Below are 18,479 nucleotides of genomic sequence, written 5' to 3'. Positions count from 1 at the left end.
GTTCATGCGGCGGCCCTTCCCTCGTCGGCGGCCGGGCCGCCCTGGAGACTGCCGGGGTCGAGTTCATCCCGGAGAATGGCGGGGTGCGGGGGTACGCTTGAGGAAGGGCAGCGAAGGATGCAGACACAGTCTGTGCCGTCGTTGGCCGACAGTATTATCAAGACCTAGTGGCAGAAGCATACAGAGTATGCAGTTCAACAAACGACACGATCTGTTCGGCACGCACCACTAGCATGCATAGATAGCTGTTCGTAAGTATTATGGCCGAAATGCGTCGAGAAGCGCGCTAATACGCGCCCAGTGATAACACGCAGAGGATTGCAAAACGGCGCCGACGGGAATTCCCTCAACGATTTTACTCAATGCGGGATTGCTCTAGATTGCAATCTGGCTTACCTATAACAGTAGATACCCTTATCATTTATGAGGAATCAATGTATCGCCCTATCCTCTCTGCGGTCGGCCTACTTACCCTCGCGGCATGCGCCGGCGGTCTTTCAGTTTCGGCTCCTGTCCTCATTGGTGAAAAAGACGGACTGCCGCTTTGGCAGTTTTCGGCGAGCTCCCATGATGACAGCGACATCCGCACCGACGCAGCCCAGCTATCCCAGGATCTGTGCGCTGCACCGGCTACGCTAATCGACGTCAGGGAATCTCACCAGCATGCCCTAGGCGCCTTACGACGCTGGAATGCACTTTTTACCTGCGCCAAACGAAGCTAGCCCGGATAATTCACCAGAGCTGAAGCTGGGGGTGGCGGGCGCGAGGTTAAGCCGCTGATTTCGTGTATGATTCTGGTGCTGAAGCAGTCTCACCACGGATCAACGGAGTTCACGCCCGCCATGGCCGAGAGTACCGGGGTTCTGCCCGGCTTGTCACCGGTTGCCGGCAAGCCGGTTCACGCCGCCTTCGATGGCGGCCGTCTCACCTCCGACGCCGGCGTCCTGCTGCTGGCCGAGATCGATCGGCGGCTTGGGGTCTGCGAGCGCCTGGCGCGCTGCATCGAGGACCCGCGGGCTCCTGAGCGCGTCCAGCACACGCTGGCGGAGATGATCCGCTTCCGCGCCCTGCTGATCGCCGCCGGGTACCCGGACGCCAACGACTGCGACGCCCTGCGCAGCGATCCCGCTTTTAAGATGGCGGTGGGCCGACTTCCCGAGAGCGGGGGTGACCTGTGCTCGCAGCCGACCATCAGCCGCCTGGAGAATCTGCCCGGTCCGGTGGCGCTCAAGCGCATGATGGCCGCCATGGTGGAGCTGTTCTGCGATAGCTTCGTCACGGTGCCGCGGCGCCTTGTGCTGGACATCGACGACACCGAGGACCGCGTCCACGGCGCCCAGCAGCTGTCCCTCTTCCACGCCCATTACGACGGGCGCTGCTTCCTGCCGATGCACATCTACGAGGCGACCACCGGCAAGCCGGTCGCCGTCATTCTGCGGCCCGGCAAAACGCCGGACGGTACCGAGGTGGCATTGGTGCTGCGCCATGTCGTGCGGGCCATCCGCGCCCGCTGGCCGCGCGTCGATATCCTGGTGCGCGGCGACAGCCATTACGGCCGCCACGAAGCGATGAGTTGGTGCGAGCGCAACCGCGTCGGCTACATCTTCGGCCTGGGCGGCAACACCGTCCTGCTCGGGTGCGTCACGGCCCTCGCCGAGGACGCCGCGATGGGCCGGGTGGCTGGGGAGGTGGACAAAGTGCGCCGCTTCGGCGAGTTCCGTTATGCCGCCCGCTCCTGGAAGGTCGAGCGCCGGGTCATCGCCCGCGTCGAGGCGTCGGCCCAAGGCACCGATACGCGCTTCATCGTCACCAACCTGACCGGCACGGCCAAGGCGCTGTACGAGACCACCTATTGCGCGCGCGGGCAGATGGAGAACCTGATCAAGGCGCACAAGCTGCACCTCGCCTCCGACCGGACGTCGTGCAGCAAGGCCACGGCCAACCAGTTCCGGCTGCTCATCCACACCGCCGCCTACTGGCTGCTGCACACCTTGCGCAGCTTGGCGCCGAAGGCGTCGTTCTGGCGCGAGGCGCAGTTCGACACGCTGCGCCTCGGCCTCATCAAGGTGGCGGCGCGGGTCACCGAGATGGTGACCCGCATCAAGGTGTCATTGCCGGCCGGCTTCCCCTACCAGGAAAGCCTGGCGATGCTGGCCGCCCGTACCGCGAAGTTGCCGCCGTAACCGCAGGGGCGGCGTGCCCCCGAACGAACCTGTCCCCGCAACCCTTGAGCCCCGTCATGCCGCGCCGTTGGCGCCACCCATCGACGCGCCTCCACGAAGCCCTTCCAGAGCGCTGATGAATGATCTGGGTTAACAAAGGAACCACCCCAATGAAAATAACATTGGGGTGGCGTTATCTTAATAAAAACTTTCAATCGTAACAGATGGAAGCGCAGGTTAATCTATACGCGTTACACAGAGGAAGGTCCAATTTGCCCTAGTCGAAATGGGGGTAGGTGTTCCGTTAGTATGAAAGAGGTGCAGACCGATCCTTTCACCTGCATCAAGGTGAACAATCGCAGTTGCGTTGGGGGTCATGTTCTGCCCCGCCGCCACGGGAGCAACAATTCCTTCAGAAATGATAGCCAGTTCTTTTGACAGGCCCACCATCAGGTAAGTGCCGATTTTCATTGCCATGCCGACTTGGCCAGAGATGAGGTAGTATCCCGAATACGGCGCTTTAAAGCACTGTGCAATGGCATCATAACCGCTGCCCACGTCGGGATTGGGCGACGCCAGATTGACTGCCACCCAAGCACCGGAAGCTGCACTGGGTTGCGGGACGCTGGCAGTGGCCCGAAAGATCACCCGGTCAGGGGGAGCCTCATGGAGCGCCCGCTCGTCCACGACGATATCGTTCGTGATGGCCGACGTGTTGTTCAGCAGATGAACCTGCGCGATCGGTAGCTTACCCGCAGGGATGGCCGGCGGAACGGTCGAACTCTCGACACCAAGAATGATTTCCGCTTCCCCGGTGGAGTGGTCGATGACCACCCGGTCCACACGCAGATTAGCTGTGGGAGCAAACGGACCAACGGTCTGGGCCGGCACCTCCAACAGGTTGGACTCTTTGAGTAGCCAGCCAGCATCGAGACCGAGAGACATGCTCGGGATCGTCAACTCGCGCGGTGCAAACGGGCCAACGATGCGACGGGCGACGGCCCAATTGCTTGCGCTCTGGTCAATGGGAGACGGATAGAAGGTCTGGACGGACATAGTTAGCTCCATATTGATGTAGGAGAATGCGTTTCTCCGATCAGCGAACGTTCCCTTGATCGGTCGATAGTAGGAATATCATCTTATGATAAGTTATTGAAGGACTTTATTCCATTATCAGCTAAAATTCCTATTGGGCGGCTCCCCCTTGCTGCTTGCCGATTTCCAAATCCGAGTCGTAACCGACAACACCAGTTGCTCGTTTTGAGCAACGCCGCCCGGCCCGATCGCATGAAGTGCAACGGGAGTCGCCTCACCCCGCTCCGGTGATAAAGGATGCTGGGCCGCTGCTCCAGCCGGCGCCGGCCACCGCCCCGGCCGCTCCTCACCGGCACCGTTTCCGGATCGACTGGCCCCACTACTCACTTCGGGGTCCAGCGGGCCAGTGCCCAGCGGCAGGGTTTCGACAAGGCGAAAGTCAGGCGCGACAGTGCGCGCCGGGAACATAGGGTTCATGGTGGTTTCCTCAATGATGGTGATGATGGGTGGAGACGGCGGATCAGGCCGCTGCACAGGCCGATGGCCAGCCCGCCCAGGTCAAGGCGGCCAACACCGCTAGTGCACTGACTCATTCAGAAGGTGCAGGCAGCCTGTCGAGTTTTGCGAAGATGCCGTCGGCGGGCTTGGTCCAGACGAAGGGCTTGGCCGCCTTGTTATGCGCGCGGATGTAGCGGGCGATGGCGTCCTGGAGATCGGCCACGGACTTGAAGACGCCGCGTCGGATGCTTCGGCGGGTGATGATCGAGAAGAAGCCCTCGACGGCGTTGATCCAGGAGGCGGACTTGGGCGTGAAATGGAACACCCAGCGGGGATGATCAGCCAGCCAAGCCAGCACCTTCGGGTGCGTGTGGGTGGCGTAGTTGTCGACGATGGCGTGGATCACCTTGCCCGCCGGGACATCGCGCTCCACGGCAGCGAGGAACTTGATGAACTCCTTGTGGGTGTGCTTGGGCATGCAGCGCCCGACCACGGTACCGTCCAGCGTGTTCAGCGCGGCGAACAGCGTGGTGGTGCCGTTGCGCTTGTAGTCGTGCGTCATCGTCCCGCACTTGCCGGGCTTCAGCGGCAAGCCGGGCTGGGTGCGGTCGAGCGCCTGGATCTGGCTCTTCTCGTCGATGGACAGCACCACGGCGTGGCAGGGCGGGTCCATGTAGAGGCCGACAATGTCCTCGACCTTGGCCGCGAAGGCCGGATCGCTGGAGCGCTTGAAGGTGCGCAGGCGATGCGGCTGAAGGCGGTTGGCCTCCCAGATGCGTTGCACGGCGCGCAGGCTGATGCCGACCGTTTTGGCCATCGCCCGGCCCGTCCAGTGGGTGACGGCGCCAGGCGGTTCCGAACAGGTCAGCGCCAGCACCTTGGCCACCGTCGTGGTGGGCAGCGGTGCCCGGCCGGGCTTGCGCGTCTTGTCGCGCAGCAAGCCATCGACGCCTTGTTCGGCATAGCGCACCTGCCAGCGCCATACCGCTGGGCGGCTGACACCAGCCCGGCGCGCCACCTCCTGCACGGGCAGCCGCTCGGCCGAGAGCACGATGATGTTCGCCCGCTGGACATGCTTGAGCGGGCGGTTGCGGTCGCTGAGGAGCGCGGCCAAGCGCGCGCGATCCTCTGCTCCGACGATGACACTGACGGTCTGGGCCATGCCGACAGAATCGCACGTCGGCGGCTCGTTGTGAATCCTATGTCTGTGTCAGTGCACTAGGAGGGGCGCCGTGGCGACGTAGAGAACCCGGCAACAGCGCGGCCGGTCATCCGGCCAGGCGGTGGCGACCTGCAGGACGGACAGCCCGGACATCGCGGCGCCTGTGGTGGCACCGATCAGCAGGTAGTGCAGCGCGAACGCGGCGGCGGATACGCCCTGCCCGGCCAGCAGAGAGCGGCGACCCGACAGCCAGGGCCAGAGGGCCACCAGGACGAATCCGGCAGCCCCGGCGAGGTCGGAGAGGTGAGGAACGATCATGGCACCCCTCACTTCCGCAACAGCTTGTCCTTGGCGGCGGACCCGGCGCTGGAGCCGACCCAGTAGGACACCGCCGCCGACGCCATGGTGGTCAGGGCGCCGAGCATCAGCGTGGCGTTCTGGTCGATTGCGCCGGCAGGCTGACTCAGCACCCGGTACAGCACGATGCCGAACGTCACCAGGACGATGGTCGAGACGATGGGCGCGCCCCAGGAGATGCGGCTGCCGGCCTGGGCAAGCTGGACCGTATGGGCGCGGGCGTCGGCCCGGTCCTCGTTGTCCAGCCGCAGCAGCGCCACGACCTGATCGCCCTGCTGGCGGTACAGCTCGGCCAGCTTCGCCGGATCGGTCTGCACCGCAGCGACGGCGCGCTCGGCATCCGCCGAGGTACTGATCGGCACGCCGGTCACAGCCGAGACGACGGACACTGCGGCCTCGTCGACCTTCTGGGCGGTCTCGCCGCCGCCGAGGGCGGCCTTGGCGACCTCTGGCAGCAGCACCGGGGCCAGGGCGGAGATGACGGGGATGAGCAGTGGCAGCATGGTTGGGCCCCTCCTTCGGGCATGAAAAAAGCCGCCGCGGCGGGGGCCGGGCGGCGGGGTGAACGATTGTCAGGATGGCGCGTCAGGCGCATCCTATGAGGGGACACAGGTCGATGGAGCCCGGCTTGCACACCGGATGGATCAGGCTCCTCCAGTCCAGGCCCCTACTTCAGGACCATCCAAATTCCGGTGAAGGTGTAGCCTCCGGTCATCGTCATCGCGCTATCGGCGTTGACGGCGATGGCGGGCCACACGCTGGCGATGGACGCGTCGCCGGGATCATAGAAGCCGTTCGCCCCACGCGCCAGCCAGTGCATGCTGTGGTCGCTGTTCATCACGCAGAGCAATTGCACCTCGTCGTTCGCCGGGGCGGTGTAGGGCATACCATCGGACACGCCCGTGCCGCCGGGCGCGTTGACAGTGGCGTTTGGAACGCAGCGGAGCACTTCGCCCGGAAGTTTCTTGAGAAGGTCATCCGCCACCGCCTGACACATGTTCGAGCGGGACTTGAAACCCTTGATGACGTTGACAGTGACGGTCCGCCCATACTGTTTGGCGACGTAGGCGAGGGCGGACGGTGAATTGCTCAGATTGGGGGCAAGTTTGTAGGAGAAAACCAGTGCAGTCGGCGGGCCGCTGATCTCGAGATCACCCGTGATCTGGTAGATCTTGTCCGCCAGATCCTTGTTATTCTCGGTGCCGTTGATGGTGATCTCCGTCGTCGGCATCTGAAGGTGTTTGAGCTTGATGGGATAAGGCGTGGTAGTCACGGGCACATAGGCCTTTAGCGCGGCCGTCAGCGCATAGGCACCGCACGCGTAGCTGAGGGGCGGCTGCGCCTCAGGGAAGTTAATGTCGGGCATGGAGTAAGTCCTTTCGTTGGCTCATGCTTCGTTCCCAAGACGATCCGGCGCGGCCACCCGTGAAAGCGGCCTTCCGACGGGCTGCGCAGCGTGAGAGCTGCCTGTGGGAGGAGTGCATGTCCGCCTGCCCATGCTTGGCACCGTCACCGTGACCGGTTGCCTCCATCTGATCGACCGGTCCCGTTGTAGCAGGCACGAATCGGGCTGCCCCCCGTGGACAGCGGGCTTGTACAGAGCCAAGTCGCCGTACTACCGGCGAACCGGCTTCGAACTGAGGATCTCGGTCATGAGATGGCTCCGGAAAATGAAAAGCCGCCGGGCGGGATGCCGGGCGGCTTATGAAGCATTGAGAGGATAGGGATGCTTGCGGTGAAGCACGCAGAGCCCTTGCCCGCGCACAAACCACCATCAATTCTTACTTCTTGGATCTACACACGCCGCAAGCTAACAACCTTTGGGTCATTTATTTCAGGGGTGGATGCGGGGAATCTTGAGTCAGTAATAAGTTCGAGCATTGCAGAGGACATCCCAACTTCATCTCCAACATAACGCGCTCCACCAGACATCACATCTTCGAGAGCAGCAAGAGCGGATGGAAGAAGTTCCGGTTGCTCAACAGGCATACTGGCATCGTTATCGTATTTTTCTATCTTCGACTGCCCAGTCTTTACAAGATGAATATTAGCCGTTCGATACTGCGCAGGAGTGAGCAGGCTCAGATCATAACCCCTCCGCACAATAGCTCGAACTGACATTTTCCACCTTAGCTTCAACTGATACAATGCAGGCCAGTTGATTGACCGGCCTCGAGGAAACTCCCGCAGAACAGCACCACGAGGAAACAGGAAAGCGCCAGCAAACCTATGCGCCTGATCTTCAGTTTCTCGATCACCCGTCTGAATACCGCGATGCATAATTAAGTGTCCGCATTCATGTGCGAAGTCAAACCTCTGCCTTGACAAGCATTGCTTCGCCGAACTTCTAACAATGATAGGGCGACGACGATCCATAGAAAACGCATCGACACGCTCGGACAGATCGCCAAAGTAAGTGACGATGGCACCTGCGTTTTCAACAACCCGCATCATGCTGGTGATGGGGCCCGTCGTACCAAGTTTCCAATGACGGCGAGCCTCTTCAGCAGCTTGCTCGATCTCCTCAGCGCTTTTTGCAGGGAAGTCCGGAAACGATACAGGTGGTAACTCCAGGTGCTGCTCCATAGCGGCGACAAATTTATCGAGCAACGTTCCCCGAGCAAGCACCTGACTCGTCACAGACGCGGGCCGCGTTATGTGACCACGGAAATGGCACTGCTCAGGCCTGACGGTCGATGCTAGAGGCGAAGATAGGAAGCTCCTCGTTACTCCAAGCACATCCACTAACGCTTCAACCACATCATCGGCAGGTGAGCGTGCACCTGTTTCGAGTTGGTGAATGAATTGGCGTGTAGCGCCAATCATCTCACCAATCTCTTCTAGTGAGTATCCATGCGCAAGTCGGGCGAGCCTGAGCTGCTCGCCCGAGATCTTCGACATAAATTCCATGGCAGACAGTCTAACGACCCCCCAAGGCCATTCTTTGAACCCATCTCACTCGGACGTCCCGTCCCTCTTCTTCTTCGCTGGAATACCAACGGAAGGAGCTGGAAGGTCCACCCCATCGCTTCCTTCAACCCAAAGCGGCGAAATCTTACTCACAGGCTCATCGAGCGGAACCTGCCAAGTCAGAACTGGAGTTTCTCCGTTAAGAACAACGAACGTTACCGCCATCAGTGAACCATCAATATCGGTTTCAACGGCGAAGCGGTAAAGGGATTGTTCGGTTAAATTGACCAACTCCTCAGTGCAAAAAAGGCTAAATTGGCGAAGCTCCGAGTATGACTGCTTGAGTGTTCGCGTGTTTGGATCGTCCGGCTCGCCACGATAAAACCGAACGGGAACGCTGCCGATATTGAAAACAAATTGCATGCTTGGATTGAGCACCTCCAGCCAGTCGATGCTTAAGCTGGCCTCAGCAATCTGGTGCTTTTGGAAGGAAAACGCTTCACAACCAAGCGTCCAGCCCGTGCAGCCGATGCTCGGGTCGTAGCGGTCTAACGCGTCATTTCGCCCTCTCTTGATTAATTGGGCGATGGTGATTAATCGCTCACGCGTGAGGTCAGCGTGGTGTTCCCAGGGGGTCATCAGAAGCTCCGGCCAAGTTAGAACCGAAAGATTGGGCAAAAATCAATTTTTGTCAACCGATGCCGAAAATGTAAACACGCGACGAGAATGTCAACAGTCGCGCTTCGCGCGGGCTACGCGATAGCCGGAATATCCTGCAATTTCAATAAGCTTCTTGTTCACTCCCCTCTCAAACCAGCCCCAGCGCAATAGCCGTCCGCGTGTCCACCCACCCAGTGACTGGCAGCCGGTGCACGGCTTGGACCTGCTCGACAGCGTTGGCCGTCCGCCGGCCGAAGTCGCCGTCCTCCACGATGCTGGGGAAGCCGCAACGCTGGAGCGCCCGCTGCAAGGCGGCCACGTCCGGCCCGACGTCGCCGATCCCCAGCACGCCGTCATATTCGCCGGCCGCCGTGCTGGAGTAGAGCCCGCGGTCCCAGCTCTGTTCCGCCAGACCAGGCACCGTCACACCGCCGTTGAGGCGGAAGGCGATATGGGCCTCGAACAGGATCGGCATGCGGCCGTCGGGCCGGTAGGCGCTGCGACCGCCGGTTTCTACGATCAGGACGGCGCGGTAGGCCGCCTCCTCGACGCCGAGGGCCGCAGCAGCGGTAGCGATGTCGTTCGGGCCGAGCGGGCGCGCGGCACCGACGACGACGGGCAGGCGCACGGCTTCAGCCGCGCCGGAGGGCACGTTGGTCATGATGGTCTCCATTATGATGATGGTGAAGGCGGCCTATCGCCGGTCTGGCGGCCCGAGCCGCTGAAAGCCGGAGCACATGCCCCGGCGCGCGTTGATGAGGAGGTGCGCCAGCAGCAGGAGGGCGTCGTCCTTGCTGCCCTCGCAGTCGGCCAGGGCCTGCGTGGCCACTTGCTGGGCGTCGTGCTGGTCCAGCTCGCTCAGCTTTTCCATGGCCGCTCTCCCGGCACCTGCCGCGCTGTGGGCTTCGTGCCGGCTGGCGCCCCACGGGCTTCAGCCTCAGCGACCGCAGCGTCTTCAACCAGCCGCTGGTTTGTCGCCATGAGGTTCTCCACCTCTTGCTGGACCCTGACGAGGGCAGTCCTGGCCTCGTCCCGCTCGGTCCGCGCCGAGTTCAGATGCTCCTTGGCGAGCCGCAATTCGGTTTCGAGCTGCAGCTTCACCATCACCGCTTGGTTTCGCTCGTGGGCCATCGAGGCGATGTCGGTCATCGCCTTGTCGAGCCGCTGGCGGAGGTCGGCGCGGATCTCCGCCTCCATCTTCGCGGCCCGGTCCTGCCGCCCGAAGGAGACCAGCAGCCGCCACGCGACGAGACTGCCGCCGACCCCGGCGGCGACCTGCGAATATATGTTGGACAGGACACCGCCATCAGCGGCGGACGATGGATCGGGCATGGGACCTCCTGCGGCCCGGCGTGGCGGCGCGGGCATAGAAAAGGCGCCTCTCGGGCGCCGGGTCGGTGGGGATGGGCTGGACTGTTGTCTCGGCCGTCAGACGGTCACGTCTGGCCAAGGGCCAGCCAGTTGAAGCTGCCGACCTCGCCGCCACCCTGGCCGCCGGCGACGCGCCCGGCGCGGATCGCGCACTGATCCGCGGCCTTGCCGGCCAGCCCATAGGTGTGCTCCAGCCCCTCCCCGGCGTCCGCGCCGGTCACCAGAACGACCCAGGGCGCCGCCGAAAACGGACGCGGGAAGGGGACCGTGACGGCGACGGTCGAATAGCTGGCCCCCAGCCCGCTGCCGGGATCGGTGAAGGTGGCGGTCCCCCATTGCAGCAGCAGGCCACCCGGCAGACCGAAGTACCCGGACGCGCCGGCCGAGCGGACGGCGAGCCCCAGCACGGTGGCGAGCTGGTCGTACTTGGTCGGGTCCAGCGGTGCGCCACCTGCCTCGACGGCGCGAGCGATTTCCTCCTGGAGGTGATTGAACATACTGGCCGACAGCGTGGTGGATGGGTCCCCGGTCAGCGGGTTGCCGTCCTTGAACCCGTGCTTGCCCGGCCCGAACAGGTCCGTGGCCCTGGTAGCCGTGTCGATGCGCTTCATGTCTCGTCATCCTTGTGATGGGGCGCGGTCAGGTCACGCCGGCCAGAGCCTTGGCGCGCCATTGCCCGTAAATGCTCTGCAGGGTGAGCGTCGAGGCGTTCGCAGCGGCAAGGTCCGCGCCACTCGGCCCGAGCACCACCGGAGGCCCGTTGCGCTTGATCGTGCAGGCCGCGTTGAAGTGGATCGTCAGTTCGCGCCGGCCGACCAGTGGAAGGCCGATCTGCGCCGTCGCGGTAGCGCCGGAGCCGCCACCGCCGCTGAAGGACACGGTCGCGGTGGAGTAGTTGGCCCCGTACTGGCTGACCCGCACCCCCTTGACCTTACCGCTCCCGTCGATGAAGGCGGTCGCCTGGGCGCCCGTGCCATCGCCGGTCACCACGACCGTGGGGGCCGAGGTGTAGCCGGAACCACTGTTGGTCACCTCGATCCACGCGATCCCCTTTGCACCGACCCACCCGGCCGACTGATACTGGATCGCATTGATCGTCGTGCTGGAGGTGACCAGAAGGGTATCCAGGACGTCCGGCACCCACAGGATGCCGTTGCCATCCGGGTTGATGGTCAGGGGGTCGGCGGTGGTCGACACCGTGTTGTCCTTGATGTTACCGCGCTTGCCGACGAACTTGATGGCATTAGCGGCCGTGGCCGAAGAGCCGGTTAGACGGAACATGTTGTCGACGACGTCGATGTCCCTGGCGCCGTCCTGCACGTGCACGCCCAGCCGGGTGTCGACCAGCCAGATGGTGTTGCCGCGGATGGACAAGTCCCGCGTCAACTCCGGCAGCGCCCAGCCGATGGCGTCGGTCTCCACATGCTGCACGCTCACCTCGTACGAGGTCGGTCCGCCGTTTTCCTTCAGCAGGTTGCCGACGAACACGACCCCGACGGTGCCACCGAGGTTGGCGCCGGTTCCCCAGCCGGCAAAACCGTTGCTGACAATGGTGTTGCCGGACAGCGTGCAGTATTCCGAGCCGCCGGCGTCGAGGCCGTACGTACCGTTGAAACGGATGCTGTTGTCGGACAGCGTGCAGAACCGGCCGTTTAGCAACACGCCACCGAAGCCGCCGACGGTGATGCCGTTATGCATCACCACGTTGCTGGTCACAGCCACGTTGTCGCCGGAGATGGCCAGGCCGTAGGCGAGATTGCCGTAACAGATGTTGCCGGACACCACCATCCCCACGGTGTCCGGCGTCCCGTGGCCGTACACCGGCGTGGTATCGAGGACGTTGTCTTCCAGGAAGTTGCCGCAGGAAATCCCGCTGCCGCCGTTGTTGGCACAGATGTTGTCCGACACGATCACGTAATAGTGTTTTTGTAGACCCGCCGGATCGATGCTGGCCACCTGGATACCGTTCCGCCCGTTGTCCGCCACGTAATTGCGCGTGATCAGCACGTTGTCGAAGTCCGGAGAGGTCAGGCCGACGCCGTCGTGGCCGGTGATGCGGCAGTCGATGACCCGGAAGGTGGTGCCCTGCGCCGCGTTGCCGAACACGCCAAGCCCGGTCCCGTATCCGTTGACCGCCTTCGCGTTCATAAATGCGCAGTTGTCAAGCGAGAGTTCATTGCAGGCGGCGTAAACCGTGAAGCAATCGCACGCGCGCGCGTTCTCCGCCTTGTTGGCGTCGAAGGCGACACCCGTGATGTAAAGCTTAGGGACGTTGGCAAACACCATGTAGTTGGTGGTTGACGCGGCGGAGCGGCGAATGATGGAGCGGTCAAGACCGTCGCCGATGACGCACAGGCTGCCGAGGCCCGCCGACCAGGAGAGTTGATAGCCGACCATGTAGACGCCGGCGGGGAAGTACAGCGGCTTTCCGGTGGCGGCGGCGACGAGGACGGCGGCGTTGATAGCGCCCGTGTCATCGGCCACCCCGTTGCCCTTGGCATGGAAGGGGCCGTCCTTGACGTTGATCCGCTCGCCGAAGCGGTCAGCGAGCGGGCGCCCGGCCACCGTCACCGCCGCGCCGTCGCCGTCCTCGCGCAGCAGTGGGTAGCCGCCGGCCTTCGCGCCGTCATGAACGGTGACGGTTTTCTTGTCCTGATCGACGATCAGTTCGCCATCAAGGCCGACAACGGTGGCCAGCAGCGACGACGACCCGCGGACGAGCGCAACTCGCCTTGTGACGCTCTCAGACATTTTCGTTTCCCTCCAAACGCGCCGCTTCAGGCAAGCGCACTCCAATCCTCAACGATCTCCGGCTGGCTTCCGATCTGGTCAAGCAATCCCCAGTCCTCGGCATGACCACCGTCGCGCAGCCAATCCTCATCGGCGCGGTAGCCGAACAGCACCGCCGTGTGGGCCGGAGCCGCCCGGCGGATCACGCATTCCAAAACCGCGCTTCCCCACCCGCGCAAAGCCTCGTCGCAGCCGCTGGTCGCGGTGAAGCTGACTGCGCCGGCCTGGACCGGGACATTGAAGCGCCATGCGTGTGGCCAACCCGTGTCAGCGGTGTTCAGCGGGTCGGAGCATCCAGACCCGGCTGTGAAGGCGGCGTATTCGGTGATGGTGCAGCCGGGGAAACCCAGACTGCCCGCCAAGCCGATGTAGTAGGCCCCCGACTGCCCCCCGGTATCGACCAACTTAGAAACGACGCGCCGACGCCGCTCTGCCAACCCGACCGCCGGGCCGGTGCAGGCGTCGGGGAGCGCCAGCGACACCTCCCATTCCGGCAAGAGCTGGGTCGTGGTTACCGGAAAGGCGTCCACCAGCAGCGCCGTCGCATCGACCGTCTGCCGCTCGTAGGCCGCAGCCAGCCCGTCCAACACTTGCCCCTGCACGGTACTGGCATCACGCGGCCAGACCCGCCCACGGGGCAATAGCGCTTGCATCGCCGACCGGAAATCAGCGCGCGTGAATGTCCATCGCTCCATGGCCGCCTCACGTCCAGTTGCCCACGACCGACGTCGCCATGGCGGTTAGGGCGCCGAGCATGATCGAGACTGTGGGCTCCCGCCCCGGCGGGATGGATTGGGTCAGGACAAGCTGGACCACATTTCCGGAGGCGATCAGCATGATCACCGACACGACCGACGCCCCATGAGATGCGGCTGCCGACCTTCGCCAGTTCGACCGTCTGGGCGCGTGCGTCGGCCAAGTCCTCGTTATCGAGCCTCAGCAACGCCACGACTTGATCGCCTTGCTAACGGTACAGCTCGGCCAGTTGCGCCGGATCGGCCTGCACCGCGGCAGCGGCGCGCTCGGCATCCGTCGGCGTGCTGATCGGGAATCCGGTCACAGCGGAAACGGCGGACACCGCAACCTCGCCGACCTTCTGGGCGGTCTCGCCGGAGCCGTGTGCGACCTTGGCGACCTCCGGCAGTACCGGGGCCAAGGCGGAGATGATGGGGAGAGCAGTGGTAGCATCGGGGGATGCCTCTCCTTCGGACATGAAAAGAGCCGCCTTGGCAGGGGCCGGGGGGCTGGTGGGTTGAAACCTTGATGCTGTAAGCTCCGAGACAGTCTGCGAAGACGTTTCGGACGTTGGGTGGCGGGGGAGCCTCGGCTCAGCACGCGCACGTCGCGGACAGTGACCGCCGTGTGGACCGGACAACACGGGCCGGCGTCGGCCCATCTTCGGATGGCTCGACCGAACGTAGGGGGTGACGTCCCTACCCGGCGGTCACGCCTTCAATCCAGCTCGTCCGCTGGGATGTCCGGCAGGTCCAGCGCTTGGCTGGCGAGTGCCCGGGCCGGTTGCGGCTCAGTTATGACGGGTGAAATGCCCGGAACGCGTTGTTGGATTGACGCCAGATCAGTTTGGGTAGCGGCACCTCTTCCGCAGAAGTAAATTGCGCGGTCGAGAACGCTAGGAGGACCCTGATGCCCAGATGGATCGCCCTGTTCACTGATGCGCCGGAAATGCTGGAAATTCGCCAGCAGCATGGCAATGCCCATCTCGCCTACCTCGATGCCAACCGCGATAAGATTTTGATCGGCGGCGGCCTTCGGCCAGAACCCGGCATGCCCTTCGTCGGCGGCTTGTGGGTGCTTGACGTCGAGAGCCGGGAGGAAGCGGTGATGCTCGTCGAGAGCGATCCTTACTATCGACCGGAATTCAGACGCTACGAGTTGCTGGTATGGGGCAAGGCCATCAATCGACCGGTCACGTTGTGACCGTTGCGAGTTGCAGGGTCAGTTCGCCGTGCTGCCGGCGGACCAGCTTTGGGCTGAGGAGGTCGGTGATGGACGGATCCAGAAAAGGGAAAGCCCGCCGCGGAGATCCGGGCGGGCTGGGTTTACGGCGCTGATCGGCGGTGCTGGACTGGTGGCAGAGGCGTCCTTACGTCACGAGCAGGAAGCGTCGAACGTCTTCGCAACCTCCAGTGCTGTGGAGGTTGCAGCCACCCCTTTTGCTCCCTTGCATGAAAGCAAAGCCTCAACGTAGTCACGGAACTCTGGCTCAGCCTTGCCGACAATCCCATGCCTCATGAATTGGCGCTGGTATTGGTACGTGCTCGTCCACAACGCGGCGATAACCCCCTGAGGATCGACGACAACGGTCAACGGAAGGTCGGAGACGGACTTCGGCGCCGGAAGGTCGCGGGGTAATGGGTCGCGGCTGTCGAGAGCGGCGATGTAGTCCAAGCGCAGCCCCTTTCGCCGCTGATAGTTCAGGTCGCGTTGGAACGCCTCCTCCAGGTCGGTTTCGCTGGGACGCGGGGAAACGAGCATCACGACGGGCACATCGGGGTGGGCCTTCATGAAACTCTCCACCGAAGGCCGCTCTCCGGTGCACGGCATGCACCATTCAGCCCCCCGCTTGAAAAGGAACCACTTGCCACGAAACTCCGCCGTTGAGCGACGCACACCATCCTCGCCGTGGAATGTGTAGATCGGCAGTGTGTCCCCTACTGCGAAGCCGTAGGCCGGCTCCGCAGCAGCCGGCACAGTCAGAGCCGCAATGGAGAGTAGTGCCAGCAGTCCACAAAAGACATTACGGGAGGCTGTTAAGGCTAGAGGCATTCTCATTCTTATCTCGCACGAGGTAGGTTCAATTTTCTATCACGTGCCGTACCGCTGAGCACTATCACTTGTCGAGCTGCCGGCCTGCTGAAATGCCACTCTCAGCGCGATAGCTGTCGGCGTGCCCACCCGCCCGGTGACTGGCAGCCGGTGTACGGCCTGGACCTGCTCCACCGCGCTTGCTGTCTGTCGGCTAAAATCGCCGCCTTCCACAATGCTTGAGAAGCCACGGCGCTGGAGCGCCCGCTGCACCGCGGCCACGTCCAGCCCGTCGCCTCCGATCCCCAGCACGCCGTCGCCTGGATTCCAGCGCCGTTCCGCCAGACCAGGCACGGTCACCCTGCCGTTGGGACCATAGGCAATGTGGGCTTCATAGAGGACCGGCATGCGTCCACACTCGCCGCCACAATGCAGGTCGGTGGGTCAAATCCACGGAATGACAGACCACGATCGGTTGACGGCGCAGCCGGTATCTACATTCCCATGCGCCGCGGCATCCTGTATTTGGTCGTCGTGATGGACTGGGCGATACGCCGTGTGCTGGCGTGGCGACTGTCGAACATCATGGACGTCGAGTTCGGCCTGGAGGCGGTGGAAGGGGCAACGGCGCGGCACGGCCGCCCGGAGATCCTCAACACCGATCAGGGCAGGCTGGCCTGGCTCTTGGAGAGGCCGTTCATGCCGAGTGCCTTGGCCAGATTGCCCAAGGAGCGCGTCGAGATGCCGTAGACGCAGGCCTCCTGATTGACGGCGGTCAGCGTTCTCTCGGCCATCCGGCGCGGTTCCTGCGCCTCCAATTCCATCAGCCGTTCCACGGCAAAATCGATCATCTCGCGGAGCACATCGGCGTCAGGGCTCTTCTCCAGCGGCTTGCGAAGCGCCATCATCTCGTCGGCCATCATGGCCTCCCTCGGTCGGGTCGTGGTGACCAGACTCCACCGGAGAACCACGATGGCCGGTCCCGCTGTGGAAAATCGGCCCGCCTACGCCAGCTTCGGCGGGCCGCGTCCTCACAGGTCCTCCACCACACCGCAGGACACGGCCCGGCTCCGTCCCTGGGGGCTGCCCCCATAATCCGGTGATCGTGCGAACCATCACCCTTTCCAGGTGGCAGAAGTCGGCAAACGCCCCAAGCGACGCCAATGCGTTTTGCTATTGGCGCATCATTGATTTTGGCAACGATGATCTTTATTGCCAAAACCTCCAATGACAAAAGGAATATTGCTTAAGTTACCACAGCAATGGTGAGAAAAATCTGAGGATTGCATATCCTTGTATGCAGGCCATGATAATAATAATCATTTATCAACCAAACGATTTACAGTGAATTTTTTGATGTTTACGATACCAATGAATCATAAGATAAAATTCTTTTGATGGAATGACGCGCTCTGGCATTATATGAATGTTCGGAGCGGTGGTGCTTTCGAAGGCACCTTTCCATAGTTTGCTCTCAGCCTGCCCTCCCATTCTGCACCACTGCCAAGACGACGTTGTAATCAGGAAAATTCTCTGCGGAGGTTGGTTCCTACACCCGAAATGGATGACAGAACCTATTGCAGGCATTTGCCAAAGCGATCAAAAGCGCGTGGCATGAATAACTTAAAGGAAGAGCAAGATAATACAAGAAAATATTGCTGGTGCGGCTAATAACTAAAAATAATTTTGGTGTCCTGGGACTAAGCCGAGTGATGCCTCGCCCCAGTGGAGCATCGAAACCTGATGGATATAACTTTGGTCGGCGATGCCCGTAACCACCGACGTTCAAAGGCGTAGCAGCCATCGCTGGTGGGCGCGCCGTGCGACACCGGTTTGGTCTGGTCTAGCAGGATGCGGAAAAAGGGCTGTGCACGGGCGGTTGGTCGTGATTCTTTTCGGTTGAGGAGAACGCGAGCGACGAGGGGACGGTGCGGGGTTTGGACGAACGCAGCGAGGGTCTGTTCAGCTACGTGAGCTGCGAGGCGCGGGTTCCAGCCAACCACCCGCTGCGAGCGATCCGGGCCATCGTGGACGAGGCGCTGGAAGTGATGTCGCCAGCCTTCGAGGGGCTGTACTCCAAGATCGGGCGCCCCTCGATCCCGCCGGAGAAGCTGCTGCGGGCGCTGCTGCTCCAGGCCTTCTACTCGGTGCGCTCGGAACGCCAGTTGATGGAGCAGCTCGATTACAACCTGCTGTTCCGCTGGTTCGTCGGCCTGTCCATGGACGCGCCGGTGTGGGACGTGACGGTGTTCACCAAGAACCGCGAGCGTCTGCTTGCTGGCGATGTGGCGGCCAAGTTCCTGGCGACTGTGCTGGGTCACGTTGCCCGGAACACCAGCAACCGTCGCTCGGCGATCGACGGCCGGACCACCCGCCATCCCGGCTACGCCGTCAGCCTGCGAGTCCGCAAGCGGATCGAAGAGGTCTTTGGCTGGATCAAGGGAGCCGGCTTGCGCAAGGCGCGCCATCGCGGAGCAGCCCGTGTCGGTTGGATGTTCACCCTGACCGCCGCCGCCTACAACCTGATCCGCCTGCCCAAGCTGCTAGCGGCGGCATAATCACGCCCGCAATCCGCCTGAACGGCGGTTCCGGGAGCCTCGGAGCGAGGAAAAACGCTCCGTCCCGACCAAATCAGTCCGCTGAAACCTGCATTTTCAGCCTCAGCGGAGGCAATAGGCCGGAATATGTTCGTTTTTCCGCACCCTGCTCTCATGTTCGCAGTCAAGGCTTTCAGGTATGCGTCACCGTCCCTGGCTACGCCCAGGCGC

Annotated in this window: 20 protein-coding genes and 2 pseudogenes; 4 read left to right on the top strand and 18 right to left on the bottom strand. The window is 62.6% G+C overall.

The window, feature by feature from the left end; all coding sequences use genetic code 11:
* Positions 1 to 842: 842 nt before the first annotated feature.
* Positions 843 to 2,183, top strand: coding sequence for an IS1380 family transposase (locus AMK58_RS15370; RefSeq protein ID WP_059399413.1), 1,341 nt, complete (start codon positions 843 to 845; stop codon positions 2,181 to 2,183).
* Between the two features lie 216 nt (positions 2,184 to 2,399).
* On the opposite strand, the gene AMK58_RS15365 is transcribed toward AMK58_RS15370, so the two are convergent.
* The 15 genes from AMK58_RS15365 to AMK58_RS15315 form a co-directional block, all read right to left on the bottom strand.
* Positions 2,400 to 3,218 (bottom strand): hypothetical protein, encoded by an 819-nt coding sequence (locus AMK58_RS15365; RefSeq protein ID WP_035675751.1) that lies wholly within the window; start codon positions 3,216 to 3,218, stop codon positions 2,400 to 2,402.
* A gap of 568 nt (positions 3,219 to 3,786) precedes the next feature.
* Positions 3,787 to 4,857 (bottom strand): IS630 family transposase, encoded by a 1,071-nt coding sequence (locus AMK58_RS15360; protein ID WP_059399157.1) that lies wholly within the window; start codon positions 4,855 to 4,857, stop codon positions 3,787 to 3,789.
* Between the two features lie 48 nt (positions 4,858 to 4,905).
* Positions 4,906 to 5,175, bottom strand: coding sequence for a YgjV family protein (locus tag AMK58_RS15355; RefSeq protein WP_051141050.1), 270 nt, complete (start codon positions 5,173 to 5,175; stop codon positions 4,906 to 4,908).
* 8 nt (positions 5,176 to 5,183) lie between these two features.
* Positions 5,184 to 5,717: a hypothetical protein gene (locus tag AMK58_RS15350; protein WP_051141051.1), complete on the bottom strand. Its 534-nt coding sequence runs from the start codon at positions 5,715 to 5,717 to the stop codon at positions 5,184 to 5,186.
* A gap of 164 nt (positions 5,718 to 5,881) precedes the next feature.
* A complete protein-coding gene (locus AMK58_RS15345; protein WP_035683696.1) occupies positions 5,882 to 6,580 on the bottom strand; it encodes a T3SS effector IpaJ family cysteine protease in 699 nt (232 codons plus the stop codon).
* A 428-nt stretch (positions 6,581 to 7,008) separates the two neighbouring features.
* On the bottom strand, positions 7,009 to 8,115 hold the full coding sequence (locus AMK58_RS29600) for a helix-turn-helix domain-containing protein (protein WP_196813287.1): 1,107 nt from the start codon (positions 8,113 to 8,115) through the stop codon (positions 7,009 to 7,011).
* 54 nt (positions 8,116 to 8,169) lie between these two features.
* Entirely contained in the window at positions 8,170 to 8,763 is a 594-nt protein-coding gene (locus tag AMK58_RS30520) for a hypothetical protein (protein WP_137165207.1), read from the bottom strand.
* Between the two features lie 169 nt (positions 8,764 to 8,932).
* Positions 8,933 to 9,445 carry a peptidoglycan-binding protein gene (locus AMK58_RS15340; protein WP_158283150.1) on the bottom strand — a complete coding sequence of 171 codons (513 nt, stop codon included), beginning with the start codon at positions 9,443 to 9,445 and terminating at the stop codon, positions 8,933 to 8,935.
* A 33-nt stretch (positions 9,446 to 9,478) separates the two neighbouring features.
* Positions 9,479 to 9,655, bottom strand: coding sequence for a hypothetical protein (locus AMK58_RS30910; RefSeq protein ID WP_167555916.1), 177 nt, complete (start codon positions 9,653 to 9,655; stop codon positions 9,479 to 9,481).
* Complete coding sequence (locus tag AMK58_RS15335) at positions 9,643 to 10,116, bottom strand: hypothetical protein (protein ID WP_035683699.1); 474 nt, start codon at positions 10,114 to 10,116, stop codon at positions 9,643 to 9,645. Before AMK58_RS15335 ends, AMK58_RS30910 begins: the two co-directional genes overlap by 13 nt.
* A 104-nt stretch (positions 10,117 to 10,220) precedes the next feature.
* Positions 10,221 to 10,766, bottom strand: a complete 546-nt coding sequence (locus AMK58_RS15330) for a gp53-like domain-containing protein (protein WP_051141052.1) — start codon at positions 10,764 to 10,766, stop codon at positions 10,221 to 10,223.
* Between the two features lie 28 nt (positions 10,767 to 10,794).
* Positions 10,795 to 12,906, bottom strand: coding sequence for a right-handed parallel beta-helix repeat-containing protein (locus tag AMK58_RS15325; RefSeq protein WP_051141053.1), 2,112 nt, complete (start codon positions 12,904 to 12,906; stop codon positions 10,795 to 10,797).
* A 26-nt stretch (positions 12,907 to 12,932) separates the two neighbouring features.
* Positions 12,933 to 13,598: a YmfQ family protein gene (locus tag AMK58_RS15320; protein ID WP_199228256.1), complete on the bottom strand. Its 666-nt coding sequence runs from the start codon at positions 13,596 to 13,598 to the stop codon at positions 12,933 to 12,935.
* A 49-nt stretch (positions 13,599 to 13,647) separates the two neighbouring features.
* A complete protein-coding gene (locus AMK58_RS30515) occupies positions 13,648 to 13,794 on the bottom strand; it encodes a hypothetical protein (protein WP_155903790.1) in 147 nt (48 codons plus the stop codon).
* Positions 13,795 to 13,909: 115 nt separating this feature from the next.
* Positions 13,910 to 14,158 carry a hypothetical protein gene (locus AMK58_RS15315; RefSeq protein WP_137165208.1) on the bottom strand — a complete coding sequence of 83 codons (249 nt, stop codon included), beginning with the start codon at positions 14,156 to 14,158 and terminating at the stop codon, positions 13,910 to 13,912.
* A 431-nt stretch (positions 14,159 to 14,589) separates the two neighbouring features.
* Between AMK58_RS15315 and AMK58_RS15310 the strand changes: the two genes are divergently transcribed.
* The gene (locus AMK58_RS15310; protein WP_035683703.1) at positions 14,590 to 14,883 is read left to right on the top strand and encodes a YciI family protein; all 294 of its coding nucleotides are present in this window, start codon (positions 14,590 to 14,592) and stop codon (positions 14,881 to 14,883) included.
* A 171-nt stretch (positions 14,884 to 15,054) separates the two neighbouring features.
* Here AMK58_RS15310 and AMK58_RS31880 read toward each other — a convergent pair whose 3' ends face one another.
* Both AMK58_RS31880 and AMK58_RS15300 read right to left on the bottom strand, forming a co-directional pair.
* Entirely contained in the window at positions 15,055 to 15,471 is a 417-nt protein-coding gene (locus AMK58_RS31880) for a hypothetical protein (protein WP_059399155.1), read from the bottom strand.
* Between the two features lie 300 nt (positions 15,472 to 15,771).
* Complete coding sequence (locus AMK58_RS15300) at positions 15,772 to 16,119, bottom strand: peptidoglycan-binding domain-containing protein (protein WP_035683705.1); 348 nt, start codon at positions 16,117 to 16,119, stop codon at positions 15,772 to 15,774.
* Between the two features lie 51 nt (positions 16,120 to 16,170).
* Between AMK58_RS15300 and AMK58_RS30510 the strand changes: the two are divergent.
* Positions 16,171 to 16,380, top strand: a pseudogene (locus AMK58_RS30510) (IS3 family transposase); the annotation flags it as partial.
* A 2-nt stretch (positions 16,381 to 16,382) separates the two neighbouring features.
* Here AMK58_RS30510 and AMK58_RS15295 read toward each other — a convergent pair.
* Positions 16,383 to 16,631: pseudogene (locus AMK58_RS15295) on the bottom strand (IS256 family transposase); the annotation flags it as partial.
* Between the two features lie 1,008 nt (positions 16,632 to 17,639).
* On the opposite strand from AMK58_RS15295, the gene AMK58_RS15290 reads away from it, so the two are divergent.
* Complete coding sequence (locus tag AMK58_RS15290) at positions 17,640 to 18,269, top strand: transposase (RefSeq protein WP_059399153.1); 630 nt, start codon at positions 17,640 to 17,642, stop codon at positions 18,267 to 18,269.
* The last annotated feature ends 210 nt before the right edge of the window (positions 18,270 to 18,479 follow it).

It is taken from the genome of Azospirillum brasilense (assembly GCF_001315015.1).
Taxonomy (GTDB): Bacteria; Pseudomonadota; Alphaproteobacteria; order Azospirillales; family Azospirillaceae; genus Azospirillum; species Azospirillum brasilense.
The sequence above is the reverse complement of the archived record's forward strand: the minus strand, read 5'-3'. Positions and strand labels throughout refer to the sequence as shown.